Annotated in this window: 13 protein-coding genes; 10 read left to right on the top strand and 3 right to left on the bottom strand. The window is 72.2% G+C overall.

Features of this window, described 5'->3' with window-relative positions; translation table 11 throughout:
• Positions 1-30 precede the first annotated feature (30 nt).
• From ABT299_RS28690 to ABT299_RS28700, 3 genes are all read right to left on the bottom strand, one after another.
• Entirely contained in the window at positions 31-843 is an 813-nt protein-coding gene (locus ABT299_RS28690) for an RNA polymerase sigma factor SigF (protein WP_190852562.1), read from the bottom strand.
• Positions 840-1,268, bottom strand: a complete 429-nt coding sequence (locus ABT299_RS28695) for an ATP-binding protein (RefSeq protein WP_151598884.1) — start codon at positions 1,266-1,268, stop codon at positions 840-842. The genes ABT299_RS28690 and ABT299_RS28695 overlap by 4 nt, the downstream gene beginning before the upstream one ends.
• 155 nt (positions 1,269-1,423) lie before the next feature.
• Positions 1,424-2,359, bottom strand: a complete 936-nt coding sequence (locus ABT299_RS28700; RefSeq protein ID WP_500252599.1) for a sugar kinase — start codon at positions 2,357-2,359, stop codon at positions 1,424-1,426.
• Positions 2,360-2,412: 53 nt separating this feature from the next.
• On the opposite strand from ABT299_RS28700, the gene ABT299_RS28705 reads away from it, so the two are divergent.
• From ABT299_RS28705 to ABT299_RS28750, 10 genes are all read left to right on the top strand, one after another.
• Positions 2,413-3,582 (top strand): DUF5005 domain-containing protein, encoded by a 1,170-nt coding sequence (locus tag ABT299_RS28705; protein ID WP_500252600.1) that lies wholly within the window; start codon positions 2,413-2,415, stop codon positions 3,580-3,582.
• A gap of 2 nt (positions 3,583-3,584) precedes the next feature.
• Positions 3,585-4,547, top strand: coding sequence for a DUF4432 family protein (locus tag ABT299_RS28710; protein ID WP_500252601.1), 963 nt, complete (start codon positions 3,585-3,587; stop codon positions 4,545-4,547).
• On the top strand, positions 4,544-5,353 hold the full coding sequence (locus tag ABT299_RS28715) for an SDR family NAD(P)-dependent oxidoreductase (RefSeq protein WP_190852555.1): 810 nt from the start codon (positions 4,544-4,546) through the stop codon (positions 5,351-5,353). The genes ABT299_RS28710 and ABT299_RS28715 overlap by 4 nt, the downstream gene beginning before the upstream one ends.
• On the top strand, positions 5,354-6,166 hold the full coding sequence (locus tag ABT299_RS28720) for an SMP-30/gluconolactonase/LRE family protein (RefSeq protein ID WP_500252602.1): 813 nt from the start codon (positions 5,354-5,356) through the stop codon (positions 6,164-6,166).
• Between the two features lie 19 nt (positions 6,167-6,185).
• Positions 6,186-7,361 (top strand): DUF5005 domain-containing protein, encoded by a 1,176-nt coding sequence (locus ABT299_RS28725; RefSeq protein ID WP_500252603.1) that lies wholly within the window; start codon positions 6,186-6,188, stop codon positions 7,359-7,361.
• A gap of 4 nt (positions 7,362-7,365) precedes the next feature.
• On the top strand, positions 7,366-8,331 hold the full coding sequence (locus ABT299_RS28730) for an alpha/beta hydrolase (RefSeq protein WP_500252604.1): 966 nt from the start codon (positions 7,366-7,368) through the stop codon (positions 8,329-8,331).
• A gap of 37 nt (positions 8,332-8,368) precedes the next feature.
• Positions 8,369-9,061 (top strand): FadR/GntR family transcriptional regulator, encoded by a 693-nt coding sequence (locus tag ABT299_RS28735; RefSeq protein WP_500252605.1) that lies wholly within the window; start codon positions 8,369-8,371, stop codon positions 9,059-9,061.
• Between the two features lie 227 nt (positions 9,062-9,288).
• The gene (locus ABT299_RS28740; protein WP_500252606.1) at positions 9,289-10,566 is read left to right on the top strand and encodes an ABC transporter substrate-binding protein; all 1,278 of its coding nucleotides are present in this window, start codon (positions 9,289-9,291) and stop codon (positions 10,564-10,566) included.
• Between the two features lie 4 nt (positions 10,567-10,570).
• Positions 10,571-11,533: a carbohydrate ABC transporter permease gene (locus ABT299_RS28745; RefSeq protein WP_241755229.1), complete on the top strand. Its 963-nt coding sequence runs from the start codon at positions 10,571-10,573 to the stop codon at positions 11,531-11,533.
• The gene (locus tag ABT299_RS28750) at positions 11,533-12,339 is read left to right on the top strand and encodes a carbohydrate ABC transporter permease (protein ID WP_433239321.1); all 807 of its coding nucleotides are present in this window, start codon (positions 11,533-11,535) and stop codon (positions 12,337-12,339) included. Before ABT299_RS28745 ends, ABT299_RS28750 begins: the two co-directional genes overlap by 1 nt.

Here is a 12,339-nt window from a genome sequence, read left to right on the forward strand (position 1 = left end):
CACGTCCCCGGGGCCCCTCGGCGTTCGGCGTCACTCGTCGGCGGTGAGGCCCTCGCGCAGCTGCGCGAGCGTGCGGGCCAGCAGCCGCGACACGTGCATCTGCGAGATGCCGAGCTCCGCGGCGATCTGCGACTGCGTCATGTTGCCGAAGAACCGCAGCAGCAGGATCTTCTTCTCCCGCGCCGGCAGCTTCTCCAGCAGCGGCTTGAGCGACTCGCGGTACTCGACGCCCTCCAGCGACTCGTCGATCATGCCGAGCGAGTCCGCCACGGCGGGCGCGTCCTCGTCGCCGGAGTCGGGCGCGTCGAGGGACACCGTGGAGTAGGCGTTCGCCGACTCCAGGCCCTCCAGCACCTCCTCCTCGCTCATCTGCAGGTGGGCGGCCAGCTCGCTGACCGTCGGCGCCCGGCCCTCGCGCTGGGCGAGGTCGCTGATCGCCTTGGTCAGCGACAGCTTCAGCTCCTGGAGCCGGCGCGGCACCCGCACCGCCCAGCCCTTGTCGCGGAAGTGCCGCTTGATCTCCCCGACGATCGTGGGCGTGGCGTAGGTGGAGAACTCCACGCCGCGTTCCAGGTCGAACCGGTCGATCGACTTGATCAGCCCGATGGTGGCGACCTGGATCAGGTCGTCCAGCCACTCGCCGCGGTTGCGGAAGCGGCGGGCCAGGTACTCCACCAGGGGCAGGTGCAGCTCGACGAGCTGGTCGCGGATGCGCTGCCGCTCCGGGTCGCCCTCGGGCAGCTCGGCGAGGCGCTCGAACAGCGCGCGGGCCCGCGCGCGGTCCGGTACGCCGCTCTCGGACCGCTCGTTGCTCGCGCCGGCGATGGTCGTCTTCTCTGTCACGGGGCCCCCGCCGTACCGCGCCGCTTCTGCAGCGTCACGGTCACCCGGTCGTCGGAGCCGATCTGGGCGTCGACCTCGCCGGCCAGCGACGACAGGACGGTCCAGGCGAAGGTGTCCCGGTTGGGCTCCTGCCCGTCCACCGTGATCACCGACACCGAGATGCGCATGGCCTCCCCGGTCAGCTCGAACTCGCACGACAGGTCCGTCCCGGGGACGGCCTGGGAGAGCAGCATCGCGCACGCCTCGTCGACCGCGATGCGCAGGTCTTCTATCTCGTCCAGCGTGAAGTCCAGCCTGGCGGCCAGTCCCGCGGTGGCGGTTCTGAGCACGGACAGGTAGGCGCTCGCGGCGGGCAGCTTCACTGTCACCACGTCGCGCACGGACAACTGTGTACTGGCAGGCATGGCAGCGGTTTCCTCGGTCACGTCACTCCCTCGCAGGATGGTCCCGCTGCTTCCGAAACTACCGCCTGCGGCGCCCACTGCGAGACTCCGGCGCGCACAGGTTTCGACCGGTTGTCCGAGTATTGACTAAATGACTTGGTCTCTGAGGGGGGCTTCGGGCCGCCGAACGGCGGGCGTCACGGTCCGGGACGGTGGGCCGGGAGAGGCGGTAGGAGCGCGCCGGGATGGCCGATCACGTCGGCGGCCAGGCGGGTCCCGGCCTCGGCGGCGGCGCGCCGGTCCCGGCCGGCGAGCCGTGCGGCCAGGTAGGCGCCGTTGAACGCGTCACCCGCCGACGTGGTGTCGACCACGTTCACGTCCGGGACGGCGGGGACCGCCTCCACCGCGTCGCGGTCGGCGATCACGCAGCCCTGGGCGCCGAGCTTGACGACGATCTCCGGGACGCCCGCGTCGCGGAGCCGCTCGACGCAGGCCCGCGCGGACGCGTCGCCGTGCACGATCCGGTCGTCGTCCAGGGACGGCAGCGCGATGGAGGTGTGCGCCAGCACGGCCGCGGCGGCCCCGGCCGCCGCGCCGGGGGAGGGCCAGCCGCTCGGCCGGTGGTTGCCGTCGTAGGCGACCAGCCCGCCGCGCCGCCGGGTCTCCGCCAGCACCTCGGCCAGCCGGGCGCGGGCCGGCCCCGTCATGATCGAGAGGGTGATGCCGGACAGGTAGACCAGGTCGTGGCCGGCGATCGCGTCGTCGATCGCGGCGGGCTGGTCGGGGCCGAACAGGTCCCGGGCGGGCGACTCGCTCCGGTAGTGCTGGAACGTCCGCTCGCCGTGCTCGTCGGTGCGGATCAGGTAGAGGCCGGCGCGGCCGCCGGGGCGCACCCGCGCGTACCGGTCGCCGACGCCGTGGGCGTGCCAGCGCGCGCGCATCTCCGCGCTGTACGGGTCGTCGCCGGTGACCGTGACGAACTGCACGTCCAGCGCGCCGGGCGCGGCGCTGCGCGCGAGGTAGGCGGCGGTGTTGAAGACGTCTCCGGCGTAGCCGAGGGCGAGCCGGTCCGGCGAGAGATGCCGCAGTTCGATCATGCATTCGCCGATGAGGGCGACCCGGGGAACGTTCACGGACCGCACGATACATCTAGACAACAAGTCATCTGATGACCAGACTTCTGGCCGTGCGCAGAAGATCCCCCTGGCGCGGCCTCGCCGCCGGCGTTCTCACCCTGGCCCTGTCCACGACGACCTTCACCGCTCCCGCCCGTGCCACCGCCACCGCCGCGCGGGCGTGCGGCGGCACGCCGACCCCCGCCTTCCGGAGCTCGGCGCCGGACGCCGGGCTGAACACCCTGTTCACCCGCTACGGGAACGACAACCGCCGGACCGACGACTGGACCGGCGCGGACGGCACGTTCTCCACCACCCTGCCCGGCGGGCGGGTGGCGTTCGTGTTCTCCGACACCTTCCTCGGCAAGGTCGACGCCGACGGCGGCCGGTCGCCGGTGGTCGAGGAGGGCGGCACCACCCCGTTCATCAACAACTCGTTCGTGGTGAAGTCCGGCGACCGGCTCAGCACCGTGCACGGCGGCACCCGCGAGCAGCCGAAGGCCGTGATGCCGCCGCGCGACGACAAGCACTGGTACTGGGCCGGCGACGCGATCACCGCCGGCGGCAAGGTCCAGGTGACCTACCAGGAGTACGAGCGGTTCGGGCCCGGCATCTGGGACTGGCGCTGGCTCCGCAACGTCGTCGCGAAGTTCCGGCCGGACCGGCTGTCCGCGCCCGTCGGTGTGACCGCGATCCCGTCGTCCAAGGGGATCTCCTGGGCGTCCTGGCTGGAGCGGTCGGGCGGCATGATCTACGTCTACGGCGTCGAGGACCTCGGCGACACCAAGTACATGCACCTGGCCCGCGTCCGCGGCACCGACCTGACCAGGCCGTGGGAGTTCTACGCGGGCGGCGGCGCCTGGTCGCCGAACGAGGCCGACTCCGCGCGGATCATGGACGGGGTCGCCAACGAGTACAGCGTCACCCGCATGGGCGGCGCCTACATGCTCATCACCCAGGACACCACCGAGAAGTTCAACACGAACATCGTCGCGTACTTCTCGTGCTCGCCGCAGGGCCCGTTCACCGGCAAGACCACCGTCTACTCGACGCCCGAGACCGGCGCGAACGGCAGCTACGGCAACCCCAACGTCTTCACCTACAACGCGCACGCCCACCCGGAGCTGAGCCGCCCCGGCAGCGTCGTCGTGTCCTACAACGTCAACAGCTTCGTCAACACCGACCACTACAAGGACGTCACCATCTACCGGCCCCGCTTCGTCGACCTGAAGTTCGGCTGACGATGGCGTACCGACGGCATCGCCCGGCCCGCAACTGGGGCGCGCGCCTGCACGAGATCACCTGGTTCGGGATGCGCGCCGTCGTGCTGGAGAACGAGCTGCTGCGCGTGACCGTCCTGGCGGACAAGGGCGGCGACGTCGCCGAGTTCTGCTACAAGCGGCGCGACATGGACTTCGTCTGGCTCGCGCCGGACGGGATCCGCAACCCGCGCGACGTGGCAGGCGGCGCGGGCGACGACGTGGCCGCGTTCCTCGACCACTACGAGGGCGGCTGGCAGGAGGTGCTGCCCAACGGCGGCGAGCCGAGCACCTACCGCGGCGCCGCGCTGGCGCAGCACGGCGAGGTCGCCGGGCTGCCCTGGGACGTCGAGATCGCGGCCGACGACCCGTCCGAGGTCGCGGTGCGGCTGACCGTGCGGGCGCGGCGCGTGCCGCTGCGCGTGGTGAAGACGTTCCGGCTGGCGTCCGGCGAGGCGGAGCTGCGCGTCGACGAGGAGCTGACCAACGAGTCGGGGGTGGAGCTGGAGGTGATGTGGGGCCACCACATCGTCTTCGGCGCCCCGTTCCTGCGCCCCGGGCACCGGATCCGGTTCCCGGACGGGGTGGCGGCGGGGCCGGAGCTGGCGGTCGTCCCCGAGCGCGGCGCGCCGAGCGACATCCACTACCTGTCGGGGTTCCGGGACGGCCGCTACGAGATCATCGACCCGGACGCGGGCCTCGGCCTGCGGGTCCGCTGGGACGCGGCCGTCCTGCCGGACCTGTGGCTGTGGCGGGAGCTCGGCGCGACCCGCGAGGCGCCCTGGTGGGGCCGCGCGTACGTGGTGGGGCTCGAACCGTTCGCCGGACGGCCGACGGAGGGCCTCGCCGAGGCGGTGCGCAACGGGTCGGCGCTCACCCTGCGGCCGCACGAGACCAGGCCGCTGTGGCTGCGCGCGGCCGTGATCGAGGGGGAGGAAGCGCGATGAGGGCAGGCGGCGGGGAGTTCGCCGGCAAGGTCGCCGTGGTCACCGGAGGGTCGCTCGGCATCGGCCGGGCGGTGGTGCGGCGGCTCGCGGAGGACGGAGCCGCGGTCGTCTTCTGCGGCGTCGACGAGGACGGCGTCCGCGCCGCCGAGGCGGAGCTGCGCGGCGCCGGCCTGGACGTGACCGGCGTCGTCGCCGACGTCACCGACGCCGCGCAGATGCGCGGCCTCGTCGGCCGCGCGGTCGACGCGCACGGCGGGCTCGACACCGTCGTCACCTCCGCCGGGATCCAGCGGTACGGGACGGTCGAGGACACCCCCGAGGAGCTGTGGGACGAGGTCCTCGACGTCAACCTCAAGGGCGTCTTCCTGGTCTGCAAGGCGGCCGTCCCGGAGCTGCGGCGGCGCGGCGGCGGAACGATCGTCACGGTGTCGTCGGTCCAGGCGTTCGCGTCGCAGGACCGGGTCGCCGCCTACACCGCGAGCAAGGCCGCGATCAACGGGCTCACCCGGGCGATGGCGCTGGACCACGCCGCCGACGGCATCCGCGCCAACGTCGTGTGCCCCGGCTCCGTCGACACCCCGATGCTGCGCTGGGCCGCCGACCTGTTCCGCGGCGGGACGAGCCAGGACGACCAGGTCGCCGAGTGGGGCCGGGCGCATCCGCTGGGCCGCGTCGCGCGGGCGGAGGAGGTCGCCGAGGTGGTGGCGTTCCTCGCCGGCCCGCGCTCCTCGTTCATCACCGGGGCCGAGCACCGCGTCGACGGCGGCCTGCTCGCCCGCAACCCCGCCGCACTCCCGGAGGTCTGAATGCCCGCCGCCCGCGTCTTCTTCGACGGCCTGTTCAGCAGCCCGCGCCTCGACCACCCCGAGTGCGTCGCGGTCCATCCCGACGGCAGCGTCTGGTGCGGCGGGGAGGCCGGCCAGATCTTCCGCGTCGACCCGGAGGGCGGGAGCGTCGAGCAGGTCGCGACCACCCACGGGTTCGTGCTCGGCATCGCGTTCGACGCGTCCGCCACCCACCTGTACATCTGCGACATCCAGCATCCCGGCGTGTTCCGGCTGGAGCTGGCCTCGGGCGAGGTGTCGCTGTTCGCGGACGGCGCGGACGGCCACCGCTTCGCCAACCCCAACTACCCGGTGATCGACGCGGACGGCCGGATCTACGTCTCCGACAGCCGGCAGATCGACGCCCCCGGGCCCTCGGTGTTCCGCTACGGGCCGGACGGCACCGGCGAGGTCTGGGACGAGCGTCCGATGGCGTTCGCCAACGGCCTCGCGCTGGCGCCGGACGAGTCGGCCCTGTACGTCGCCGAGTCGTTCCTGCCCGGGATCACCCGCGTCGAGATCCGGGCGGACGGCACCGCGGGCGACCGCACGACGGTCGCCGAGCTGCCCGGCACGGTCCCCGACGGCATCGCGTTCGGCCCCGACGGCCTGCTCTACGTCGGCCTCTACGAGCCCAGCGAGGTGCTGCGGCTCACCCCGGACGGGCGGCCGGAGACGGTCGTCCGCGACCCCACCGCCCACCTGCTCTGCCACCCGACGAACCTCGCGTTCCGGGGCACCACGGCCTTCGTGGCGAACCTCGGCCGCTGGCACATCAGCGCGTTCGACCTCTGACACCCCCAGGAAGGTCCGCATGCGTCTTCTCGTTCGTGCGGCCGCGGCTTCGACGCTGGCCGCGACCGCACTGCTCGCACCCTCGGCCGCGGCCCATGCCGCCGCTCTGACCTGCGGCGGGAGCGCCGCGCCGACGTTCGGGACGGCGACGCCCGACACGTCGCTGAACGCGCAGTTCACCTCGTACGGCAACGGCAACGCGCTGCTGGACGACTGGACCGGCGCCGACAGCACCTACTCGGTGAAGCTGCCGGACGGCCGGACGGTGTTCGGCTTCTCCGACACCTTCCTCGGCAAGGTCAACGCGGACGGGTCCCGGCCGATGGCCGTCGCCGACGGCGGCACGACCCCGTTCGTGAACAACACGTTCGTCGTGCGGTCGGCGGCCGGCGCGCTGACCGGGACCGCGCACGGCGGCACCGCCGCGAACCCGGCGGCCCTGCTGCCGCCGCGCGACGCGTCGCACGTCTACTGGGCGGGCGACATGACGATGAACGGCGGCGAGATCCAGCAGCCGTACCGCGAGTACAAGGTCGGGTCCGGCGACCTGGACGTGACGTGGGACGCCAACGTCCTCGCGCGGTTCTCCACGAGCGACCTCACCCGGCCGACCTCGGTGACCTCGCTGCCGTCCGGCAGCGGCGTCATGTGGGGGTCGGCGCTGCTGCGGGACGGCGGCTACACCTACGTCTACGGCACCGAGGACCTCGGCTCGGGCGGCAAGCACATGTACGTCGCGCGGGTGGCGGGCACCGACCTGCGCGGGACGTGGAGCTACCTGGCGGCGGGCGGCGCCTGGTCGCCGTCGGAGTCGGCGGCCGTGGAGGTGCTGGGTGGCGTGTCCAACGAGTTCAGCGTGAGCAAGCGCGGGAACTTCTACATCCTGCTCACGCAGGACACCAAGGACGCGTTCAGCGCGCAGATCGACACGTACCTGTCCTGCTCGCCGGCCGGGCCGTTCACCGACGAGAAGACCGTCTACAACACGCCCGAGGGCGGGCCGTTCGGCTCGTACGGCGACCCGGACGTCTACACCTACAACGCGCACGCGCACGCCTCGCTCACGACGGCGAACAGGCTCGTGGTGTCGTACAACGTCAACAGCCTCGACACGACCACGGGGCCGACGCGGGACGTGTACCGCGACGTGAGCATCTACCGCCCGCGCTTCGTCGACGTCCCCGTGACGGGCTGATCCGATGGATCCCGAACTGTCCGAGGCGCTCGGCGGGATGCCGTATGTAAGCCTCGCCGACCCGGTCAAGGCGCGCGCCGCGATGCGGGACCTGGCGGCCACGCTGTCGGGGGAGCCGGCGGCCGACGCGCGCGTGGACGTCGTCGACCGGACGGTCCCCGGCGGCGTGCCCGTGCGGGTCTACCGGCCGCGGCGGCCCGCCGGTCCGGCCCTGGTGTACTTCCACGGCGGCGGGTTCGTCACCGGCGACCTGGGCAACGAGCACCGCCGCTGCCTCGGCTTCGCCGCGGAGCTCGGCATCGTCGTGGTGTCGGTGGACTACCGCCTCGCGCCCGAGCATCCGTTCCCCGCGCCGTTCGAGGACGCCTGGGCCGCGACCGCCTGGACGCACGCGCACGCGGCCGAACTCGGCGCCGATCCCGGCCGGATCGCGGTCGGCGGCGGCAGCGCGGGCGGCGGGCTGGCGGCGGCGGTGGCGCTGCGGGCGCGCGACGAGGGCGGGCCGCCGCTCGCCTTCCAGCTGCTGCTCTACCCGGTGCTCGACGACCGCATGGACACCCCGTCGATGCGGGCCTACACCGAGCCGCCGCTGTTCAACCGGGGCGAGGTGGAGCAGATGTGGCGCCACTACCTCGGCCCGGACCGGGGGACGCCGGGCTGGGAGACACCCGTGTACGCCGCCCCGGCCCGGGCGCGGGACCTGTCCGGGCTGCCGCCCGCGTACGTGCTGGCGGCCGAGGCCGATCCGCTGCGCGACGAGGACCTCGCGTACGCGCTGCGGATGATCGAGGCCGGCGTGCCGGTCGAGCTGCGGCACGTGCCGGGCGCCTACCACGGCTTCGACGGCGTCCTGTCGGCGGCGGTGGCGCGCCGGGCGCTCGCCGACCAGCACGCGGCGCTGCGCCGGGCGTTCCTTCTCGAGCCGGGACACCCCCTCGACCCTGGACATCCCGGTACATCAAGTGATTAGATGACTTGACTTCTTCCGGGAGTGAACGAGGTAACGAATGTCCAAGGATGTGGCCCGGCCCAGCCTCTCCGACGCGCTCACCGAGCGCGTGCTGGAGCTGATCCGCTCCGGCGGGCTGCGTCCCGGCGACCGGCTGCCCTCGGCGCGGGAGCTGTCCGAGCGCTTCGCGGTGACCACCCCCACGCTCCGCGAGGCGCTCCGCCGGCTGGAGGCCACCGGCGCCGTCCAGATGCGGCACGGCTCCGGCATCTACGTCGGCGCCGACCTGGAACGGGTCGTCATCCCCAACCCGAACGTCCGGCCCCTGCAGGGCGACCAGCTCCTCCAGCTCCTGGACGCCCGGCTGCTCATCGAACCCCCGCTCGCGGCGATGGCCGCCCGCCGCGCCGAACCCGGCGACCTGAAGCGGCTGCGCGCCGGCCTGGACCAGGCGGGCCGGCACCTGGAGGGCGAGGACGCCGAGCTGGACGCGGCGAACATGTCCTTCCACCGCGCCACCGCGCACGCGTCCGGCAACGCGGTGCTCGGCGAGGTCATCGACTCGCTGCTGTCGGTGCACGGCGCCGAGCAGCGGGAGATACTGCGGATCTTCGACGACCGGCGCCGCGACCACGAGGACCACCGGGCCATCCTCGGTGCCATCGAGGCCGGCGACGCCGAACGCGCCGAGGAGCTGATGCGCGCCCACCTGCGCGACGTCACGAAGGTCATCGCGTCCCGGCTCGCCTGACCCACCCGCTCGCCCGACCCAGCGGCGACACCCTTTCCGACCGCCCCACGACCCACCGCCCGTCACCGGCCGCCCGCCCGCTCAGGGCCCGCGGTCCCCTTCGGCGCACCCTCGACCAGCGACACCCCGCCCCATCCCACCCCCACCACCTCCGCACCCCACCACCGTCCGCACACCGGAACACCGTCAGCCGACCTCCAACCACCCCACGAACCAGGGAGGCCCCCATGCCGTCGATGCGCATGCGCACGACCGCCGTCCTCGCGGCGGCCGCGGCGCTGGCCGCGGTCGCGGGCTGCGCCTCGGGCAACGACTCGGGAGGGTCGAAGTCCGGGCTCAGGCTCTACAACGACAAGGGCGCGTGGAAGCCCTTCTTCGAGCAGATGAGCGCGCTGGGCAAGCAGCAGACCGGGCTGGACATGAAGCCCGTCGGGTACACCGACGAGCCCACCTACACCGCGTTCATCAAGTCCTCGTTCCGCACCAAGGTCAAGCCGGACCTGTTCACCTGGCAGACCGGCGGGCGCCTGGAGGAGATCGTCGCGCAGAACCAGGTCGCCGAGACGACGTCGATCTGGCAGGACGCCATCAAGAGCGGCGACCTCACCCAGGACCTCGCCAAGTACTACACGGTCGGCGGCAAGCAGTACTGCGTGCCGCTGAACACCGGGTACTGGGGCATGTTCTACAACAAGAAGATCTTCGCGAAGTACGGGCTGGCGCCGCCCGGCACCTGGGCCGACCTGATGAAGATCGCCCAGACGCTGAAGGGCAAGGGCCAGGTCCCGTTCAACCAGACCACGCCCACCTCGCTGTTCTCGTTCGCCTGGTTCGAGCAGCTGCTCGCCGGCACGGACCCCGACCTGTACGAGCGGCTGTCCACCGGCCAGGCCTCCTACACCGACCCCGGCGTGGTCAAGGTGATGGAGCAGTGGAAGTCGATGATCGACTCCGGCTACTTCTCCAACCCCGGCGACAAGGCCGACCCCGCCGACCACTTCAAGGCCGGCGACGCCGCCATGGTCATCAGCGGCACCTGGTTCAACACCAGCATGACCCAGCGCGGCCTCAAGCTCGGCACCGACTACGGGTTCTTCCTGATCCCGAACGTCCAGCCGTCCCTGCCGAAGCGGTCGCTGATCTTCGAGAGCGGGCCGCTGTGCTCGCTGCGCAAGGCGCCCGACGCCGCCGGCAGCACCAAGTACCTGAAGTGGTGGGTGACCCCCGCCGCGCAGGAGAAGTGGGCCAACGCGCGCGGCGACGTGTCCGGCAACCCCAAGGTCAAGATCGCCGACCCGGAGCTGGACAAGATCACCAAGGAGGCCGCGAACGGCGGGAACCGGCTCGTGCTCCGCTACTTCGAGGCCGCGCCCGCACCCGTCCTGACGGCCGCGCTCAGCGGGTTCGACGGCTTCCTCAGCAAGCCCGGCTCGTACATGTCGGTCCTCAAGGACATCCAGAAGGCCAACGAGGACTACTGGAAGACCCACAAGGCCGGAAGCTGAACCGATGACCGACCAGACGACCGCCGTGCGCGCGAGGACCCCGCACCGCCGCGCGCACGGCGGGCACCAGCGCGGCGGGGGAGGCGGGCGCCTCCCGAGCGGGTTCGCGATGCACGGCCGGTTCCGGCACGCCTACCTCACCCCGGCCGTCCTCTTCGTCGCGGTGCTCATCTACCTGCCGTTCCTGTGGACGGCGTACCTGAGCCTCACCAGCTACGACGGGCTCGGGTCGCCGAAGTTCACCGGGCTCGACAACTACCGGCGGCTGTTCCAGGACGAGGCGCTGCTCACCTCCGTCCGCAACACCCTGCTGTGGGTCGCGGGCACCACGATCCTGCCGGTCGGGCTCGGCCTGCTGGTCGCCGTGCTGTCGTACAACATCAAGGGCGGCGCGTGGTACCGGCTGCCGTTCCTCATCCCGTACGCCATGTCCGGCGCCGGCCTCGGCCTCATCTGGGGCTTCATCCTGCAGCCCGACGGCATGGCCAACCAGGTGCTGTCGTTCCTCGGCATGCCCGGCGGCCACACCGAGTTCCTGCAGGACGGCCCCCGCAACACCCTCGCGATGATCGTGGTGTGGGCGTGGCAGCAGCTCGGCGTCAACATGCTGCTGTTCGTCGTCGGCCTCCAGTCGATCCCGCGCGCGCCCATCGAGGCCGCCCGCATCGACGGCGCGTCCGGATGGCAGCTGTTCCGGCACGTCATCTGGCCGCTGATGCGGCCGCTCACCACCGTCGTGTTCGGGCTGGCGCTGGTCGCGAGCCTGAAGACGTTCGACATCGTCTGGGTGATGACGCAGGGCGGCCCCGGCCGCACCTCCGAGACCCTCGCGGTCACCATGTACCGCCAGGTCTTCGTCGCCGACGAGTACGGGTACGGGTCGGCGATCGCGGTGGCGCTCACCACCGTCACCGGCCTCGCCTCCTACGTCTACCTGCGCCACCAGCTCGCCAGGGAGGGCTCCTGATGCGCCGCGCCGTGCTGATCGTCCTCGGTCTGGTGTGGCTGTTCCCGACGTACCTGATCGTCGCGAACGCCGTCCGCCCCGCCGGCGACTACGACCCGTCCGACGCGGTGAAGCCGCCCGGGTCGGTCGGCCTGTTCGACAACATCTCCGAGGCGTGGAGCCGCACCGACGTCGGCGCCACCATCGGCAGCACCGCGATCTACAGCCTGGTCGCGCCGGCGCTCGCCGTGCTGTTCGGCGCGCTCGCCGGGTACGCGATCGTGGTGCTGCGCGTCCGGTTCGGCTTCCTCTGGTTCATCGTGATCTTCGCGGGCACCGTCGTGCCGTTCCAGATGCTGCTGGTGCCGCTGTTCGTCGGCTACAGCAAGGTGTCGCTCTACGACAACCAGATGGGCCTGGTGCTGGTCCACACCGCGATCAGCGTCCCGCTCGCCGCGCTGGTGATGCGCAACTTCTTCGGCTCGGTGGCCGTCTCGATCTTCGAGGCGGCGCGGCTGGACGGCGCGTCCACGTTCCGCATCTTCTGGCGCATCTACCTGCCGCTGTCGTCGGCCGCGCTGGCCGCGGTGTTCATCCTCGAGTTCACCTACGTCTGGAACGACCTGCTGTTCGGGCTGACGCTGGCGCAGTCCGACAACGTGCGGCCGGTCTGGGCGGAGCTGTCGGCGCTCACCACCGACGTGTACGCCGGGACGCCCGTCCCGGTCGCGCTGGCCGCCGGGCTCGTGGTCTCGCTCCCCACGGTCGTGCTCTTCCTGGCGACGCAGCGGCTGTTCACCCGCGGGCTGACGCTCGCCCAGTTCTGA

It is taken from the genome of Spirillospora sp. NPDC000708 (assembly GCF_040299565.1).
Lineage (GTDB): Bacteria > Actinomycetota > Actinomycetes > Streptosporangiales > Streptosporangiaceae > Spirillospora.